Annotated in this window: 18 protein-coding genes and 1 pseudogene; 10 read left to right on the top strand and 9 right to left on the bottom strand. The window is 40.0% G+C overall.

The annotated features are described in order from the left end of the window. Positions 1–158 precede the first annotated feature (158 nt). Positions 159–881 carry a class I SAM-dependent methyltransferase gene (locus tag RRG12_RS39305; protein WP_420762922.1) on the top strand — a complete coding sequence of 241 codons (723 nt, stop codon included), beginning with the start codon at positions 159–161 and terminating at the stop codon, positions 879–881. A gap of 136 nt (positions 882–1017) precedes the next feature. Here the strand turns inward: RRG12_RS39305 and RRG12_RS39300 are convergent, their stop codons facing one another. The 3 genes from RRG12_RS39300 to RRG12_RS39290 form a co-directional block, all read right to left on the bottom strand. Continuing rightward, complete coding sequence (locus tag RRG12_RS39300) at positions 1018–1464, bottom strand: type II toxin-antitoxin system VapC family toxin (RefSeq protein WP_420762921.1); 447 nt, start codon at positions 1462–1464, stop codon at positions 1018–1020. Continuing rightward, positions 1461–1700, bottom strand: a complete 240-nt coding sequence (locus tag RRG12_RS39295; protein ID WP_069070982.1) for a hypothetical protein — start codon at positions 1698–1700, stop codon at positions 1461–1463. Before RRG12_RS39295 ends, RRG12_RS39300 begins: the two co-directional genes overlap by 4 nt. A 520-nt stretch (positions 1701–2220) precedes the next feature. Continuing rightward, positions 2221–2625 carry a hypothetical protein gene (locus RRG12_RS39290; protein ID WP_069070991.1) on the bottom strand — a complete coding sequence of 135 codons (405 nt, stop codon included), beginning with the start codon at positions 2623–2625 and terminating at the stop codon, positions 2221–2223. Positions 2626–2814: 189 nt separating this feature from the next. On the opposite strand from RRG12_RS39290, the gene ppsA reads away from it, so the two are divergent. From ppsA to RRG12_RS39245, 9 genes and pseudogenes are all read left to right on the top strand, one after another. Continuing rightward, positions 2815–5340: a phosphoenolpyruvate synthase gene (ppsA, locus tag RRG12_RS39285; protein WP_420762920.1), complete on the top strand. Its 2526-nt coding sequence runs from the start codon at positions 2815–2817 to the stop codon at positions 5338–5340. 121 nt (positions 5341–5461) lie between these two features. Further along, positions 5462–5791, top strand: a pseudogene (locus RRG12_RS39280) (element excision factor XisH family protein); the annotation flags it as partial. Beyond that, positions 5761–6120 (top strand): XisI protein, encoded by a 360-nt coding sequence (locus tag RRG12_RS39275; RefSeq protein ID WP_420762919.1) that lies wholly within the window; start codon positions 5761–5763, stop codon positions 6118–6120. The pseudogene RRG12_RS39280 and the gene RRG12_RS39275, both read left to right, overlap by 31 nt. Before the next feature lie 147 nt (positions 6121–6267). Beyond that, positions 6268–6825 carry a GNAT family N-acetyltransferase gene (locus tag RRG12_RS39270; protein ID WP_069070979.1) on the top strand — a complete coding sequence of 186 codons (558 nt, stop codon included), beginning with the start codon at positions 6268–6270 and terminating at the stop codon, positions 6823–6825. Between the two features lie 83 nt (positions 6826–6908). After that, complete coding sequence (locus tag RRG12_RS39265) at positions 6909–8501, top strand: dolichyl-phosphate-mannose--protein mannosyltransferase (protein WP_420762918.1); 1593 nt, start codon at positions 6909–6911, stop codon at positions 8499–8501. Positions 8502–9086: 585 nt separating this feature from the next. After that, positions 9087–9803, top strand: coding sequence for a helix-turn-helix domain-containing protein (locus RRG12_RS39260; protein WP_069070977.1), 717 nt, complete (start codon positions 9087–9089; stop codon positions 9801–9803). Beyond that, positions 9706–12426, top strand: coding sequence for a peptidase domain-containing ABC transporter (locus tag RRG12_RS39255; protein ID WP_420762917.1), 2721 nt, complete (start codon positions 9706–9708; stop codon positions 12424–12426). Before RRG12_RS39260 ends, RRG12_RS39255 begins: the two co-directional genes overlap by 98 nt. A gap of 84 nt (positions 12427–12510) precedes the next feature. Further along, positions 12511–14034, top strand: coding sequence for an HlyD family efflux transporter periplasmic adaptor subunit (locus RRG12_RS39250; RefSeq protein ID WP_420762916.1), 1524 nt, complete (start codon positions 12511–12513; stop codon positions 14032–14034). Between the two features lie 63 nt (positions 14035–14097). Further along, complete coding sequence (locus RRG12_RS39245; protein WP_420762915.1) at positions 14098–14835, top strand: peptidylprolyl isomerase; 738 nt, start codon at positions 14098–14100, stop codon at positions 14833–14835. Positions 14836–15080: 245 nt separating this feature from the next. Here the strand turns inward: RRG12_RS39245 and RRG12_RS39240 are convergent, their stop codons facing one another. From RRG12_RS39240 to RRG12_RS39215, 6 genes are all read right to left on the bottom strand, one after another. Further along, entirely contained in the window at positions 15081–15242 is a 162-nt protein-coding gene (locus RRG12_RS39240; protein ID WP_176727025.1) for a hypothetical protein, read from the bottom strand. A 39-nt stretch (positions 15243–15281) separates the two neighbouring features. Next, a complete protein-coding gene (locus tag RRG12_RS39235; protein WP_176727024.1) occupies positions 15282–15437 on the bottom strand; it encodes a hypothetical protein in 156 nt (51 codons plus the stop codon). Between the two features lie 666 nt (positions 15438–16103). Then, on the bottom strand, positions 16104–16742 hold the full coding sequence (locus RRG12_RS39230) for a PEP-CTERM sorting domain-containing protein (RefSeq protein ID WP_420762914.1): 639 nt from the start codon (positions 16740–16742) through the stop codon (positions 16104–16106). A 349-nt stretch (positions 16743–17091) separates the two neighbouring features. Next, positions 17092–17274, bottom strand: a complete 183-nt coding sequence (locus RRG12_RS39225; protein WP_420762913.1) for a hypothetical protein — start codon at positions 17272–17274, stop codon at positions 17092–17094. Positions 17275–17282: 8 nt separating this feature from the next. Beyond that, positions 17283–18545 carry a nif11-class peptide radical SAM maturase 3 gene (locus RRG12_RS39220; protein ID WP_420762912.1) on the bottom strand — a complete coding sequence of 421 codons (1263 nt, stop codon included), beginning with the start codon at positions 18543–18545 and terminating at the stop codon, positions 17283–17285. 93 nt (positions 18546–18638) lie between these two features. Then, complete coding sequence (locus RRG12_RS39215) at positions 18639–18971, bottom strand: Nif11-like leader peptide family natural product precursor (protein WP_069070970.1); 333 nt, start codon at positions 18969–18971, stop codon at positions 18639–18641. Positions 18972–19227 lie beyond the last annotated feature (256 nt).

Below are 19227 nucleotides of genomic sequence, written 5' to 3'. Positions count from 1 at the left end.
GATTTCTGAACTAATTTGCGTAGTCAGGCAATAGCCAATAGGCAATCTTGCTACAGTCAAGAAGACTTCTTAGTTGTACTGAGTTTTTTCAGAAATCAAATATGAGTCCTATAGTATCAGCTAGTTGAGTTTTTAGATAATACTAGGATAATAAACTAATGAATGTATCTAAAAAATTAGCCAATCAGATTAGTAATTACGATAATCCTAATTCTATAGGGTCAAAGTTAAGAAGCAAACGGTTATTAACTCTTATTTCCATGATTCATAAAATTCATGAGAAGTATAAAGAAGTAAATATTCTTGATATCGGTGGAAGAAAAAACTATTGGAGTATCTTGCCTAAAGAACTCTTAAAAGAATACAAAATTCATATAACAATTGTTAATTTTACTGAGGAAATATTACCAGAAACTGAAGAGCATTATAAATTCATTCATGGTGATGGCTGTAATCTCCATTTTTTTGAAAATAACTCTTTTCACATAGTTCATTCAAATTCTGTAATAGAGCATGTTGGTGATTGGGAACATATGGTTAGCTTTGCAAAAGAGGCCATGAGACTAGCACCTAATATATTTATTCAGACTCCATATTTTTGGTTTCCTATAGAACCACATTTCATGTGTCCGTTTTTTCATTGGCTTCCCAAACCTGTGAGAATCAGCTTAGTTATGCACTTTGCTTTAGGAAATCATCAACGTTACAAAAGTATTGGTGAAGCAGCTTCCACTCTTGAACATTACCGCCTGCTGGACAAAAAAATGTTGCAATATTTATTTCCAGACTCATTAATCAAGCATGAAAGAATTATCGGAATTACTAAATCTTTGACTGCTGTAAGATACGAAAATAATTTAATTAATGAAGTAAAAGTTTGAGGTAAAGGATTTTTCTAATGAAATTAACTAAGCCTGGATATTTACAACAAGAATAAGGATACAAAACTGTGGACAAACTTGACGGGTAAATTGGTGTTGTTTATCAAAAATTATAATCGCACGCTTATCCCCGCCTCTAGCTCTTTATGCTATTGGGGTGAACAATAGTAATTCCTTCAACTTCTACAAAATCTTTTGGGTTTAAAGTCAGAATATGGCTGATGTTATGGGCAAGTACTACTGCTTGTATGCGTAAATCGTGGGTGCGTTTACCTGAAATCTTATGAGTTGTAGCGAGGCTAAACCAAAGGCGAAATATATCTGGTGTTTCTTCTAGCCACTCAAACTGATTTATTAGCATTTGCACCGAGAGTTCGGTTTCTTCTGGTGTCCATCCCAATCCAATTACAGCTACAGGACGGGTGGCTACAACCCAAAATTCAATTAAAACTTGAGATGTAATAAAACATCGATGGTTATTAGATATTAGATACCTGATTGTGCGATCAACAAGATTGTAATCGGGCGAAGCTATATCCCTGGAGCGTAACAAGATATTGGTATCTAATAAACAATGGGTCATACTTCATCAGAGTAGATATTTTCTCGACGCAGAGCTTCATCATCAAGGTTGGCATAGCTTTTTGGTGCTGTATCTATCCACTCCTGCCAAAGTAATAATCTCTCTTCGGATGTTTGAGGTTTACTAGTTAGTAACGTTAAATGCTTGTTACTAAGCTTTTCTTGAAAGAGTTTTTGCTCTTCAGGGGAGAGGTTTAGTACCACTTCCACGAGGGAATTAACAAGTTGTACATTCATGGTTGTGTATCCGATTCACTCTTTTCAGTCGGGAGCGACGGGCTTTCGCCTTGCCCTTATGCTGCTCTACTATAATACTGACTGTTGCTCCCGCCATACAGCAAACGACATAGCTAATTTCTGCTCACGCTCATCTCTTGCTGCTGTTGCTGCTGTTCAATAAGAATCTCATTCCAAGTTAGCCCCGGTGGCGAAATCATACTAATTTTTTTTGGCTGACGAAAAACTTCGCACCCGAAGCATTAATTTACTCGAATGGAATTTATAAGGTATTTACAAGGATTTTTCTTAAAAAGGCATATATGCAACTTCACATTAAATTGGTATAACCTGTAACCTGTTCCCTATCTCCATCAATGAATTTAATTGTGCCCGACTACTTATCTATTTTTTTTGCTATGGTGATCCCAAAGGAACTATTAAGTGCTTACGAGGTGTAAATTAAATGATTAATTGAACTGATTGTATAAAATCTTACAAGCAAAGGAATAGGATTTATCCATAACGTGCATCTGTTTTGTTACTTATTAGGTTGGGCAATACGCGCTTCAATATCTTCCAATGTTTGTAACAATAGACTCCTTGCCTGCAATTGCCAGCCCCATTTCTGAATTCTGTAAGCTGATATAGTACCAACTATAGCTGCTAACAAACAGATCGGTTGATTTAAAGAAATTCCGAATAACAAACCCAATCCAGCAATTCCCCAAAATGGTAAGGCTACTGTTTGTCTTTGTTCTTCCACAACTTGGGTAACTATATTAGATTTCTTATTAGCTAATAATGCTTCTTTGACTTGTCGTTGTTCGGCTGCCGACACTGATAAACCTATTTTACGACGTAGTTTTTCTATTTTGCGGGCATCAGTGCTGTACTCAGTTAACTCATCTTCTGCCATTTTCAGGAGTCGTTCTAGTTGTGCCATTGTGGATTCCATCCGGTATTTTGATACAGCTATCAACCTAAATAATTGTTAACTTTTATTGACTATATGGTTGTATTTAATCGCCAAATTTAAAGTTACGCGACAGAATGAAAAATCTAAAATTGAATATGGGGAAAATATACTAGCGGTTACGCACTTACAAGTTGAGTATAAAATTAAAAGGTAATTATGGCTACAGTATCTAAAAGCACTTTATCTCTATCTGCCCAGGAGCGATCGCTGATTCTCTGGTTTGATGAAGTTGGTATTGCTGATATACCCGTAGTTGGTGGTAAAAATGCCTCACTGGGCGAAATGATTCAACAGCTAACGCCCAAAGGCATTAACGTTCCCACGGGATTTGCCACCACTGCTTACGCTTATCGTTATTTCATTCAATCAGCCGGCTTAGAAGCAAAGCTACGTAAACTCTTTGCTGACTTAGATGTTGAAGATGTGAAAAATTTACGAGAACGGGGGAAAAAAGCGCGATCGCTCTTAATCCACACCCCGTTTCCTGTAGAATTGCGAGAGGCGATCGCTACAGCCTACCAAAGTCTCTGTGAACGATACCATGCAGAGACAGATGTGGCAGTCCGTTCTAGCGCCACCGCTGAAGACTTACCCGATGCTAGTTTTGCTGGACAACAGGAAACTTATCTCAACGTTGTCGGTGCTGAAGGAGTTTTAGCAGCTTGTCATAAATGCTTTGCTTCCATATTTACCGATCGCGCTATTTCTTATCGACATGCCAAGGGATTTGACCACTTTAGCATTGCCCTGGCTGTAGGCGTGCAAAAAATGGTGCGCTCTGACTTAGCAACCTCTGGGGTGATGTTCTCCATTGACACAGAAACCGGATTTAAGGATGCGGCACTAATTACAGCTGCTTATGGTTTAGGTGAAAATGTTGTCCAAGGGTCTGTAAATCCCGATGAATACTATGTTTTTAAACCAACTTTAAAAGCTGGTTTCCGCCCAATTATTGATAAAAAATTGGGCAGTAAAGAACTGAAGATGATTTATGATGATGGCTCCAAATTTACGAAAAATGTGTCAGTTTCGCCCAGTGAAAGAGGCAAATTCGCCCTGAATGATGAAGAGATTTTACAACTAGCAAATTGGGCATATTTAATTGAAGACCATTATTCCCAAGTCCACGGTATTAACACTCCAATGGATATTGAGTGGGCAAAAGATGGCATTACTAACCAACTTTTTATTGTGCAAGCGCGTCCCGAAACCGTCCAGTCACAGAAGACGGGAAACGTCTTGCGGAGTTATCGGTTGGTATTGGGGAATCGGGAATGGGGAATCGGGAATGGGGAAAAATCTACCCACTCCCCACTCCCTGATTCCCAATCGCCACTCACCCTTGTTACTGGACGTGCGATTGGAGAAGCCATTAGTCAAGGGAAAGCACGTCTAATTTTAGATGTTCAGAAACTCGATCAGTTCCAAGCCGGGGAAGTTTTAGTGACAGAGAGAACTGATCCCGATTGGGAACCAATTATGAAACGCGCCAGTGCAATTGTCACTAATTCTGGTGGACGAACCTGCCACGCCGCAATTATTGCGCGAGAATTGGGTGTACCTGCGATCGTCGGATGCGGCAATGCTACAGAAATATTGAAACCTGGTCAAGAGGTAACAATTTCTTGCGCTGAAGGAGAAGAAGGAAAAGTTTATGCAGGCTTATTACCTTTTGAAGTTGAAGAAGTTACTTTAGATAACTTACCCCGCACCCGCACTCAAATTTTAATGAATGTGGGTAATCCCCAAGAAGCATTGAGTTTATCGGCAATTCCCAACGATGGCGTAGGTTTAGCGCGGACAGAATTTATCATCGCTAACCAAATCCAAATTCATCCAATGGCGTTGATTCACTATGACTCATTAAAAGATGAATTTGTCAAAGCTAAAATTGCTGAAATTACCTCGCTTTACGACGAGAAACCCCAATATTTTGTAGATAAATTAGCCCAAGGCATAGGTAGAATTGCCGCAGCATTTTATCCCAAACCAGTAATTGTCCGAACCTCAGATTTCAAGAGTAATGAATATGCCAATTTATTAGGTGGGCGACAGTTTGAACCCCATGAAGAAAACCCAATGCTGGGTTGGCGAGGAGCAGCGCGTTACTATGATGAAGGCTACAGAGAAGCTTTTGCCCTAGAATGTCATGCCATCAAAAGGGTACGGGAAGAAATGGGTTTGACGAATGTGATCCCGATGATTCCTTTTTGTCGCACTCCCGATGAGGGACGTTTGGTTTTAGCAGAGATGGCAAAAAATGGTTTAAAGCAGGGTGTTAATGACTTGCAGGTTTATGTGATGTGCGAGTTGCCGAATAATGTGATTATGGCTGAGGAGTTTGCTGAGGTATTTGATGGCTTCTCCATTGGTTCTAATGATTTAACTCAGTTGACACTGGGGTTAGATAGAGATTCGGCATTAGTGGCGCGGTTGTTTGATGAACGCAGCCAGGGTGTGAAGCGAATGGTAAAAATGGCCATAGAAGCGGCGAAAAAATGCGATCGCAAAATCGGCATTTGTGGACAAGCACCCAGCGATTATCCAGAATTTGCTCAATTTTTGGTGGAACAAGGAATTGACTCAATTAGTCTCAATCCAGATTCGGTTTTGAAAACGATGCTGGAAGTGGCAAAAGTCGAGGGTATTAATACTTCGGCTACGCTCAGTACAAGTTCGTAATTCGAGTAATTTATGCCAGTTAGAGACCGTTACCACGAAAACTTGAAGAATGCCCTAATTTAAAGATGGCTGGAATGTTACTGACGATCCTTTTCATCTAAAGTGGGGAAAAAAGGATCTTTACGTGGATTTGGCAGCCGAAAAGTTGCTCATAGCAGAAAAAGGAACAGAGAAGATTGCTGTAGAAATCAAAACCTTCAGTGGCGACTCAGAAGTAGCAGACCTAGAACAGGCCATTGGTCAGTACTTTACCTACCTTGCTGTCATGAGCCGCAATTATCGAGATAGGGTTTTGTATATAGCTGTTCATGAGGATGTTTTTACTGATATTTTTGAGGAAGAGCCGCTTGGTAAACTTATATTGGAAGACTACAAAATTCCTCTGATCGTTTTTAATCCAAAGCGGGAGGTTATTGTCCGATGGGTAATCTGGAACAATACAGGCAGCTAATTTGCAGCATTCTTACTGAACACACAAAGATTCCTTACTCTTACAGCAATATTCAGCATGAAACTATCTTTGATCGAGAACAAGATCGATATTTGGTAATGATTCTTGGTCGAGAACCAGTACCAGAACTCTCTCCAACTGCAACGCGCCGCGTTCACGGTTGTCTGATTCACATTGATATTATTGATGGCAAAATTTGGATTCAACGTGATGGCACTGAAGAGGGGGTAGCAACAGAACTGGTTAGGGCTGGTGTGTCGAAGGATCAGATTGTATTGGGATTTCGGTCTGAAGAACTGCGGAAAAATTCAGAATTTGCAATTGCATAACCAAGGGTAATTAAATTTCTGGATAACTACCCATAGCATAGCGATCGCCATATTTTGTTTGTGTAATTGTCTACAACACCTTTGACTGCTCAACTATAAGTATCTTAGTATTTTGCAAAATGGCGATTTAGTTTAGTCAAAGGTAAGATGACCATCCTTTTGGAAACCGAACGCTTGATTATTCGCAGTTGGATACCCGAACGCGATGCCGAACAAGCATTTGTAATTTACAGTGATCCAGAAGTTACGCACTTTCTTGGTAAAGCTTCTCTTGTCACAAGTGTTGAGTCACAGCGTCAGCGTTTGATTGACAACATCGAGCGATCGCACCGACGCAACAATGGTACCGGTTCTTGGGCAATTGTCGAAAAGGAAACTACAACAATTGTGGGAACTATCCTTCTTAAACAATTGCCCGACAAAGATGGTTTACCCACTCAAGATTATGAGGTAGGCTGGCACTTACGGCGAGCTTCTTGGGGTAAAGGGTATGCAACAGAAGCAGGACAAGTTATGCTCAACTACGGATTTAATGTCCTGAACTTGCCATTAATTTATGCCGTAGTAAAGCCAGAAAATCATGCTTCCATCCGTGTAACTCAAAGACTCGGTATGAAACCAATAGGACGAACAAACAAGTATTACGGTATTGAACTACTCCTGTTCCAACTAGATGCGTCTGTAAGAATAGGGAATAGGGAATAGGGAATAGGGAATAGGGGGTATTAATTATTAACCAATGACCAATGACCAATGCCCAATGACAAATGACCAATGACAAATGACAAATGACTAAAAAGTGGTTCCGAATTGGGATGGCGAGTGTATTTATTCTCTCACTTGCTTTACGGTTTTGGGGACTGGAGCGATTTAACACTCTGGTATTTGATGAAGTTTACTTTGCTAAATTCGGTAATAATTACCTCACACATACACCATTTTTTAATGCTCATCCGCCGCTGAGTCAATATATTATTGGTATCGGCATTTGGATTGGTAGTCACATTCCTTTTTGGCACGATACTGTAAATGGGCTGACAGGTTCATTGCGATCGCCTTGGACTTATCGTTGGATGAATGCCCTCACAGGCTCATTTATTCCTGTAGTTGTGGCTGCGATCGCTTATCAGTTGAGTTATCGTCGTACCTTTGCAATACTTGCAGGTTTGTTCACAGCCTGTGATGGCCTTTTTCTAGTTGAGTCTCGCTATGCCCTGAACAATATTTATATTGTCATTTTTGGTTTGTTAGGGCAGTGGTTTTTATTATTGGCATTAGATAACCAAAATCGGCGACGTTCATTTTGGTTAGTTCTTGCTGGTATTAGTTTTGGTGCGTCAGTTGGTACTAAATGGAACGGTTTATGGTTTCTTTTGGGTGCTTATCTCATTTGGGTAACAGCATGGGTAATTAGTTTGATACATTCTTTTCCTAACTCCAAACTCGGAGGCAGGAGGCAGGAGGAAGGAGGCAGGAGGCAGGAGGCAGAAGGCAGGAGGCAGGAGGCAGAAGGTAGAATTCATGAGGTAGAAGGCGTAAGTCAGGAGTCAGGAGTTAGTACTTATTCTCCCTTAGCCCCCTTATCTTCCTTATCTTCCTCATCTCAAACACCACTACAAAACTTGACTCAGCTAAATATTTTTCAAATGCTGTTTTATCTAGGGATTATCCCAGCTTTTATATACAGCATCATCTGGATTCCTCACCTTCAACTAGATAAAACTTATGGATTTATTGCAGTACATCAGCAAATTTTAAAGTTTCACTTACAGCTAGGTGGCAATAGTCCCAATGTGCATCCTTACTGTGCTGCCTGGTACAAATGGCCGTTGATGACTCGACCAATGGCATATTATTATCAAACAGCCAAAAGTATCACCGAACCTTTACCTGTAATGGGGCCTCCTTTGCCTGCCGGTGCTGGAAAAGTTATTTATGATGTCCATGCAATGGGTAATCCATTTCTGTGGTGGTTTGGTGTTGCTGCCATGTTGTTTCTAATTGGGTTGCTGGTGTCGCAAGCCGTTATTTTTTTGGTAAAGGAAAAGCGTTTTTCTGTGCCTGCAACTCTGAGTGTTGATACTTGGATTGCATTGTATTTAGTTATCAATTATGCAGCTAACTTATTACCTTGGGTGAAGGTGACAAGGTGCGTTTTTATCTACCACTATATGTGTGCAGTGGTATTCGTCTTTTTAGCGATCGCTTGGTTTGTCGATCAATGTCTTCGCAGTTATTATCAACAACTCCGGGCGCTAGGTGTCACTATTACTTTTATTATTCTGGCTGCTTTTATTTTCTGGATGCCAATTTATTTAGGTTTACCCCTTTCTCCTGAAGGTTATAAACCTTTGCGAATGTGGTTTAACTCTTGGATTTGATTAAAGAGACATTGGATATTGGGCATGGATTATGAGGCTAGCGATCGCTAAAAAATGTGTCGAACACACGCAGACGCAATTGTAGTCAATAGCCAAGTTGAAGTAAGTACAAGGTTAACATTTAAACAGTTAGCTAAATAGCAATTAAAGTAAGATTTAATACGTCTAATTCTATACGAGCAAGTGTGATTTATGGAATTGCTTTTGAGCGCTCAGATCACTGTATAGACGATTTTTTGGCTACCTGTAAAAGCTTTTAGGGAAGTTTTTAATTATACTAACTTGATAAATCTTACTTGCCGTTTTTAATTTATTTATACAAAAAAATAAGAGTATTTAGTAAATATACGCAATCAATGTATTTAGTCAATATTTCATCAAAACTTATACAGTGCTTAATCTTCAGAATTTAAAAAGGAGATTTGTAGCTTGATGTATAAATAATAAAAAATACATAAAATAACATGCGCTATTAGTGTAATAATTTGCACGTGTAAACACTCATTTGGAAATGCTTGATGCATAATTTGTCAAGCATGGGGCATTTGTGGATCTAGATTTATAAAACTAGCAAATTCTGCGTATATGTCCGAATGTCAGGTCAGTTTTGAGACTAAATACTTAAGTGCGGGTGGTGGTAAGTGTTTAACACCGTTTCAGCGGAAACTACTACTGCAAAGTTTGGACGATAGTTTACCTGAATCCTACCGTCAACGAATTGAAATCATGTTGTTGGCAGATGAAGGGAAAACTCAAACAGACATCTGTCAAACCTTGGGATGTTGTGCAGCAACAGCACGACATTGGACACACATAGCTCGGACTGGGATGGCGCACCAATGGCAAGATTGCCCCATTGGTCGCCCGAAGGCTGTGAATGATCAGTATTTAGAGCGTTTGAAGCAACTAGTTAACAACAGTCCTCGCGATCATGGCTATGCTTTTCGCCGCTGGACAGCAAATTGGCTTGCGAAACATCTAGCAAAGGAATTTGGGATTGAGGTAAGCGATCGCCATATCAAGCGACTGCTCAAACAGATGGGATTATCCACACTACCAAAACCCAGTAATGCAGAACAAAGCAGTAACGAAAAGGCTACGAGTTCCAAAATCTTGATTAGTGACCTCAAATCGGCAGCTATTCCTGATAATTCCGAATTTTTACCTATTCACTTTACAAAATTAGGAAAAGATTTAGACATTTATGGCGCAAGATATATCTGCTCAGTTAGTTTCTCTGCAACAGTTCAACAATATTCTGGGTTATTCTCTTTCGACAGAGGAATTTCAACACTGTCTTGAAAAAGTTAAATTTATCAACCCAAAAGTCGGCAAATTCTGGCAAGGAACTGATGCTAAAGCTGGTATATATATTGCGATCGCTGGCAAAGTCAGGCTGCTAGATGGCGGCGATGAGTTAATCGCCACTTTGGAGGTGGGAGAGTCCTTTGGGGAATTTACCTTATTTAATGAGGGTGACTTCAGACCTTATGCAGCAAGGGCTTCAGTAAACTTGCAATTATGCTTCATTCCAGGAGAGGTATTGTGGCCACTGATGGCTAAATATCCACAAATTCGGGAGCATTTGTGGGCTAAGGCGCTATCCCGTAATCCTCAACAGGTAGATTCAGAGAACCCGCCATCTGATTCAAAACTGCCTCATGAAACGAAGATTTTGTCAACGCCAGCAGTCGAGCCACACCAGAAAAAGATTAGCAAAGCCTATTTTCCCAACTCCAAGCAGCGAGTCGGGCATTTATTACAGCGTGTGATTCGGCGCTATCCCTTTTTTGCCCAACAGAGTGGATCAGATTGCGGTGCAGCTTGTTTAGTGATGGTGTCTCGCTATTGGGGGAAAAACTTTAGTGTAAATCGCCTACGGGATATCGCCAATGTTGACCGCAATGGCTCGTCGCTTCGGGGGTTATCGGCTGCGGCGGAAAGTGTTGGGTTTGCTACGCGACCTGTAAAAGCGAGTCTTGACCAATTGGCGAAGCAAAAATTGCCTGCGATCGCCCACTGGGAGGGGAAGCACTACATCGTTGTCTATGAAATCGCCGATAAACAGGTGATTGTGGCAGATCCAGGTATTGGTCAACGCACTCTTAGCCACCAAGAATTTAAAGACAACTGGACTGGCTATACACTGCTGCTACAACCCACAGCCTGGTTGAAGGATGCCAAAGAGACTACAACTCCCTTTTGGCAATTCTTTGAGTTAATGAAGCCTCACTCTTTAGTAATGCTGGAAGTGTTTGTTGCTTCCTTATTTATCCAGATTTTTGGACTCGTTACTCCCCTATTTACTCAGTTAATTTTAGACCGGGTGGTGGTACAGCGTTCTGAACTGACCTTAACGGCGGTAGGGTTAGGATTGCTAATTTTTAGTTTATTCCGTGTAGCGATGACGGGGTTGCGGCAATATCTGTTAGACCACACGGCGAATAAGGTAGATTTGGCATTGATTGTGGGATTTATTCGCCATACCCTGCGCCTACCCTTGAGTTACTTTGAGTCGCGTTATGTGGGGGATATTATCTCTCGTGTACAGGAAAACCGCAAAATTCAACGTTTCCTTTCCGGTGAAGCGTTGTCCATCCTCTTGGATTTAGTCACTGTCTTTGTCTATTTAGCATTGATGTTTTGGTACAGTTGGAAAATGGCGTTGCTGGTGTTAGTGATTGTGCCGCCTTTTTTCCTACTAGCAGTGATTGCCACACCTTTTTTACAAAAGATTTCTAGGGAAATCTTTAATGCTGTTGCTAATGAAAGTAGCTATCTGATTGAAGCCCTTTCTGGTGTGCGAACAGTTAAATCCACAGCAGTGGAACAGACGGTGCGTTGGCATTGGGAAGAGTTATTAAGTAAGGAAATAAAAACTAACTTTTCCGGGCAAGTTATCGGCAATCGCCTGCAAGTATTCAGCAACACAATTGAAGCAGTGGTAACTACCGCCTTGCTGTGGTTTGGGGCGTACCAAGTGATTCACAATCAGTTAACTATTGGGCAATTGGTAGCATTTAATATGTTGCTGGGAAATATTATTAGACCTTTCCAACGATTAACAGTTTTGTGGAATCAATTGCAAGAAGTTGTGATTGCAGTGGAACGCATTAATGATGTGTTGGATGCCGAACCAGAAGAGGATTTACAGCATCAGGCGCGGCAATCCTTACCACCTATTCAAGGTAATATTCGCTTTGAAAATGTGACGTTTCGCTATCACCCTGAAAGCGATATCAATGTTTTGGAAAATCTCAGTTTTGAAGTACACAGCGGGCAAATGGTTGCTCTAGTGGGACGGAGTGGTTCTGGAAAAACCACGATTTCTAAACTGGTTTTGGGGTTATATCCTCCCACAAATGGCAAAGTGTTGATTGATGGGCAAGATATTAACAGTCTTTCGTTGCGTTCTCTACGCGAGCAGGTTGGGGTAGTTGACCAAGATACCTTTTTATTTGGCGGAACGATTCGGGAAAATATTAGCTTGGCACATCCTGGGGCAACTTTGGCAGAGATTATTGAGGCGGCGCGATTGGCGGGTGCTGATGAGTTTATTAAAAAGTTACCTATGGGTTATGAAACCCAGATTGGTGAAGGAGGGGGGATGTTGTCTGGAGGACAGCGACAAAGAATTGCGATCGCTAAGGCGTTGCTAGGCAATCCCAAGCTGTTAATTTTAGATGAGGCTACTTCCCATCTGGATGCAGAGTCAGAAAGGATTATTCAGACGAATTTAAACACAATTCTTAAAGGCAGAACTACCTTACTAATCGCCCATCGCCTATCAACTGTGCGGAATGCAGATTTGATTTTAGTGCTGGATAGAGGCGTGTTGATTGAGAGGGGGACTCACCAAGAGTTGATGGCGAAACGGGGACATTATTTTTATCTCAATCATCAGCAGTTGGATGTTGCAGGGTAAAACAAGAGGATCGGGAGAAAGCTTTTCTTGTTTCACCACTTCTAAAATAAAATCCCAAATCCAAAATTGATATCAGGAAAAATCATGCCAAACACATTGAATGGAAAGGTTCAAAGCCAAATCCATGAGGTAGAACAGCACGAGGAAATTTTAAGTAAGCAAACACCAGCGAGATCAACTGATGATTGGGCTGACGCGACGAAGGATTTACTTGATAGCTTGCCCCAGGTTTGGACTAGGGGATTGCTATATTTTTTAGTGGTATTTGTGTCGATAGTTTTACCTTGGGCAATGCTATCTAAGGTGGATGAAACGGGTTCAGCAAGAGGGCGACTTGAGCCAAAGGGAAAGACGGTTAGGCTGGATGCTGCTGTGGCAGGTACTGTTGCTGAAATTCGGGTAAAAGAGGGTGATTCGGTTAAAGTTGGGCAGACTTTATTAGTATTGGAATCGGAATTAGTTAAGGCGGAATTGCGTCAGGTACAGGATAAGTTAGAGGGACAATTAAATCGCTTTTCTCAGCTAAATTCATCTAAAAGTCAATTAGTTGTATCTTTGACAACGCAACAGCAACAAAATCAATCTCAACAGTTGGAAAAGCAGTCTCAAATTGACCAAGCGCGACAGAATATGAATGCTCTTAGAAATTCCTATGATTTACAAAAAGATGAAAAGTTAGCTCAAGTCAATCAGGCACGGCAAACTCTTGAGCATAGCCAAACAACTAATAAGTTAGTAGACAGTAGTTTGGCGAGTACCCAGCGGGAAGTTGAACGCTATCGCAGTCTTTGGCAGTCAGGGGTTGTTCCAGAAATTAATGTTGTAGATAAGCAAGATATAGCTAAAGATAAGCAACAGCTGTATGAACAAAATCAGTCAGATATTCAGCAAGCTAAACTACGTTTATTAGAACAACAGAGTAGTTATGAGCGGACTATTCGGCAAGCAAATGCAGATATTGAACAGGCACAGTTGCGACTCAAAGAACAGGAAAGGAGTTATCAGACTTTAACTCGCTCCAACAAACTAGCTCTGCTAAAAATCGACGAACAACAGAAGAATTTGGAAACAGAAATTACTACGCTTCAAGCAGAAATTGCTCAAACTAAGAGTCAGATTGTCTCGTTAAAGTTTCAGTTAGGACAACGAGAGTTAAGAGCCACCGTGAATGGTAGAGTGTTTCATTTACCGATACAACGGGCTGGCTCTATGGTGCAACCTGGTGCAATGATTGCGGAGATTGCACCGCAAGGTTCGCCTTTAATAATTCGGGCACAAATGGCAACAAATGAGAGTGGTTTCTTGCGAAGAGGATTGCCAGTAAAGTTGAAGTTTGATGCTTATCCCTTTCAGGATTACGGCGTTGTGGAAGGAGAATTGTTAGAAATTTCTCCTACTACCATAGAGGTGGAAACACCTAATGGCAAGGTAGCAGCTTATGACTTGGAAATTTCCCTAAAACAAAATTGTATTCGCTCGGCTAATAAGTGTATTGTTTTGCGTCCTGGGGATACGGCGACAGCTGAGGTAATTGTGCGTCAGCGTCGGATCATTGATTTTCTGCTTGACCCGTTTAAGCAGTTGCAACAAGGTGGGGTGAAATTGTAAAGGACTTATAAATACATATCTCATCGCTTTTGCAGATGGGAGAGCTATAAAAGGAGAGGCAAAATGCCACAAGTTGTTAAGATTACAAACGAAAATATTCTTGAGCAAATTAAGCTATCTTGTAAAATTCCATCCATAATTGAAGAGATTGTAAATCGCCATATTCTGGAAAATACCTCAGAAGATTTGGGTATTAAAGTAGAGGTTGCCGAACTTCAAAAAGCAGCTGATCAAATGCGTTTAGCTAACCAACTAGATAGTGCTGATGATACTTGGGCTTGGCTGGAAAAACATGGTCTGTCTTTAGAAGAGTTTGAAAAAATTCTTTACAATAGTGTGGTTGCTGGAAAGTTAGCTGTTCATCTGTTTGCAGATAAAGTTGAACAGCACTTTTTTGAACACCAATTAGATTATGCAGCTGTAGTCTTGTATGAAGTTGTCTTGGATGATGAGGACTTAGCGCTGGAACTTTTCTATGCCATTCAGGAAGGAGAAATGAGTTTCCATGATGTTGCTCACAAATATATTCAAGATCAGGAGTTACGACGCTCTAGGGGATACCGAGGAATACTCAGTCGTAAGGACTTGAAGGCAGAAATTTCTGCTGCTGTCTTTGCTGCTAAACCACCACAAGTTCTCAAACCAATTGTCAATTCTCAAGGATTTTACCTGATTTTTGTTGAGGAGATTATTCAACCGCAATTAGATAATAAATTACACATGAAAATTATTTTTGAACTTTTTTCTGAATGGATGAAGCACCAACGTGAACAAGTTGAATTCGTAAACCATGTAGCTTAGAGGATGTTTGAAAAGTAAGGTTATTCACAAACCACACTCTTTCGCCAGACACTTAGTTAAACTGACGTTAATAAAAAATCCTCCCTACATTCGAGTAAGGAGGATTTTTTATGCCTAAAGTTGTACGAACTTATCTCCAGAGCTTCTCTTGAATTTGAGAGATAACTCGTCCAATCAAAAATCCACACATAAAGAGCCAGAAATAGTTAGCCCAATAAGGCATATTTTTTAAAAAAAGAGGTTTACTAGCTTTGAAGCTTACGTTGGGCTTGGGAAATGACTTGACCAACTGCAAAAGCAGCAAGAAAAAGCATAACAAAACCCCCACGAGTAGCTTCAATTTCATTTTCGCTTAGATCACTAATGTAATCTACTTCATTGATATCTCTGATAGAAATGACTGTCATTAGTTACACCTCTTAATTCAAAAAGTCATTAATTATTAACTATGAGTTAACCCAACGATCAAACGCATAGCCTGCTGCTACTCCAAGTAGCACTATACAAACTGGACAACCACCTTTAACTTCGGTGATTTCATTAGCATTCAAATTAATAGCCGAGGATTGAGTATTTAAGTCTTCAATTTTGATAGTAGTCATGTTACAATTCCTCCCCTTATGAATGAATAATTAATTTGCAGAACAGTGTTTTTCAACAATATATATCATCTGACATTTATTTCTACAAAGTCAACAACTACTTAGGTAAATCCAGTTGCAAAATAGTACAATTTTGTCACATTATTAATTTTATATTTACTAGTTTTGTGCCAATTCTAAGTAGAGAATGGTAAGCAATTAGTTTTTTTATTATGAAGAGAAATAATTATCCATTTTGAAACTCTTTTTACATATAGCTTTCTGATTTTAGATTGAGGTAAATTTGATGAGAATTATCAAATGAATCAACTGATATTTTTCTAAAAATTTAAAATATTGTTACCAAATCAGGGACAAAAATGCTACAGTTACATACAATATTTATTGTTAGAGTAAAGGCATCTGAGCTTTTTTAACAAACAACCTATTTTTTGCATAATATTTCTAGAGAGCAAAATAGAGTGCATTATTGATGCACTCTATTTCTCTTAGTTAATTTCTACTCAGTTGTTTTTGAGCTAAATTATGCTCTCTTAGGACTTACGCATAAGTTACAGGAGAATCAAACCGCAGAGGCACACAGAGAAGTCGGAGCGCTGGCTTGCGCCGATATGAACTTCGGTGGACACGAAGGAATGAGACTTAAAGAGGTATTTTGCGTAAGTCCTATTTTTTTCTAGATGACTTACACTTTTTTAAATAACCACCTAATCCGATAGCAAAGACAGAACCAAGAATGGTTGAAGGCTCAGGAACAGGTTCAGATGCAAAATAAACACCACCTACTACCAGAGGCCCATTATCTCCAGGCACAACAGGTCTTATATCTGGTGTGGTAAGAAATTGAACTACAAAACGCTCGTTAAGTGGAATTATTCCTGCTGCAAAATCAATTCGTGGAGCACTAAAACTTTGGGGAATGGATAGAGGTTGGAAGGTAAAATCAGGATCAACATTAATATTGGTAAAAATGTTAGAAATACCAATTTTACCATCCCCATTTACATCGCCCCATGCTAAATCATCATCAAGAGTATCAAACCCAGGCAATAATATAAAAGAAATTGAATCTATAGCCAGTCCTGTATCATTTAGAAAATTTTGCTCTCCAGTAGTATCAGGAACATTCCAGAAAGTTAATTCTCCGGGTTGAAGATTGAATGGAATTCCCACCCCATCCTGGAAGTCTGGATTCAGCTTTGTAATGATTGGTTCGACTAAGATAGCAGCATTTGCTGGAGCTAATGACATCAGACATCCTCCTACCGCACCTGAAATCAATAATCCGATGTTTTTAGCTTTCATAAGTTTTGGTAATCTAGCTCTATGTTTGTTTTTACCATTATCTTTTGTGTGTATTTACCCAAAAATATAAAATAAATAAAATTTTAATAATTTATCTTATGGGACAAAACTGAAACTTTTATATCCCAAAATATGACAAGTAGCAGCTTATGCAAGCTTTCTGTTTGTTAGATTAATTAAAACCTCTGCTAAATAACAAAAAATTAAGCTAAGGTTGTCTTTAGGTTAATTTTTTATTTTTAAAATAGAGTAGAGAAAAAACATAAAAAATCAACCCGAAATAAAGCTTGAGTTGATAGATAATAAATACTCAATTTCCAGCATCAGACAATTTGTTCTTAGCAATTAATCAACTTTCACTTCTCACAACCCCAGCTTCCTGTTCAATGCAGTCTAGCGCCTTCTTTGCTCTAAAAATAAGTCGCAAATAGGCTAACTGACTATTCCAAGCAGAACGAGGTAACAATGATTCTTGAGAGTTTGTAAAAGTTGTATTTTCTTCAGAAAGAGAATCAGTGGAAATATTATTCATAAAAATGTTTAATTGCTGGGACTAACCAAAAGATGGACTAACTCTGATTCTGCTTCCCACGATTGTGGCCATTGAATGCGATCGCTAGTAAAATGAAGTGGATCGTTTTCTGGCCAAGGGGCATTTATTGGTTCTTCAACTAGCCCAAACTCCCCATTGTCAAAAGGGCTTCCTTCCGCCTGACGCTGGAGAAACACTCGCTCCCGAATACCACCTTTTTCCTGAGTCAGGGCGCGATGATGACAGTAAGGATTGTTACCTCTCTTATCAAAGAAAACATGAGCAGTCCAACTGCAACCACCACGACAAAGTTCAGCAAATTCGCAAGACTTACAGAAACCCCACAAATGTTCTGTTCCTTTGGGAGTATCAGCCCCCAAATTAAAGCGTAGTTCTTCCGTTTCTTCAATAATTGTTCGCAGTGAATAATCACGGATGTTGCCGCCAGTATAGGCTGTTGTAGGTAGTGAGGGACAACCTTTTATCGCACCATCGGCTTCAATGCCTAAAGCAGACAATCCAGCACTACATCCTTGCCAGAACGACCAAGCATCTCCTCCCCGCAACAGTCGTTCATAGGGACCGTAATAACCGATATTATTTCCCGGTTGAACTTGCACTCCTTCCCGCTTTGCCTGTTGAGCAACACGAGCAATCATCGGATATACATCGAGTAATTCATAAGGTTGTAGCAGAATTTCACTATTATCTGCTGCATTTCCCATCGGTACAGTCAACTGAATTTGCCAAGCGAATACTCCAGCATCGCGGAGATGCTCGTAAATACAAGGAAATTCTGGTGCAGAGAGACGATTAATTTGAGTATTGCAGCCAAAGCGTATATCTGCTTCCTTGAGATTGCTCATGGTCTTAAACGCCCATTGCCAAGAGCCTTGTCTACCACGTAAACGGTCGTGAGTTGCTTCTAAACCATCAACTGATACAGATACCACGCTAATTCCAGCTTCCTTCATCCGGCGGGCTGTGTCTAAGGTGATACCATAACCCCCTGTAGTCATACCACATAACATCCCAGCTTTGGTAATTGCTTGGGCAATTTCCAGCCAGTCAGGACGTAGAAAAGCTTCACCACCAATTATGGTTACTTCTGTAATTCCCACTTCCGCCATTTGTTTGACTAAATCAAGGGCTTCTGCTGTGGAAAGTTCTTGTGTCCTTGTATGCCCAGCACGAGAGCCGCAGTGTTGACAGGCTAGATTACACTTAAGTGTAATTTCCCAAACTGCATAACTAATTCGCCGATAAGCCATAAAAATAGCCTCAATTCATTTTTCTAGAAAGGGACGAACAAATCCCCATCCGTCCCTAGAAATTTAATCTTTCCTAGTTGCAATAGAGGTTCCTTAAACTATGTCATCTACCCGAATAACTCCATACAACAATTGGTAGGGTGGCCATACAGCTCCATATAATGGTTGGATTTTGGGCTTACCAGTTAATCCACCAAAAACTGCTGCCAATTCTTTTTCACTTAAATCCTTGAGTTCAGCTTCACCATTTGCAGACTCCAGCAATTGAGCAGTATATTCTTCATACTCTTCTAGAGTGAAATCGTAGCCAGCAGCTTTAACTATTTGACTACATTCTTCCTTGCTATTAACGCCTTGAATTTGATTACGAAAGGCTTCATCATTTGCTAGCTTTTCGTAAAAAGCTTTCACATGTTCTAGAGACATAATCTTCTACTCCTGAAATTACTTAAGAGTTGGTAATTCTGTTGGAATATTGAACCAATTCATTAGATATATAGGACTCATATTTGATTTCTGAAAAACTCAGTACAACTAATACCAATTTAATGTGAAGTTGCACATATCTTGATCCCCCTAAATCCCCCTTAAAAAGGGGGACTTTGAATTCCCCCCTTTTTAAGGGGGGCTAGGGGGGATCGAATTCTATGCAGCTTCATAAAGAATTGATATAAGAAGCCTT

The organism is Nostoc sp. CALU 546 (assembly GCF_048836525.1).
The sequence above is the reverse complement of the archived record's forward strand: the minus strand, read 5'-3'. Positions and strand labels throughout refer to the sequence as shown.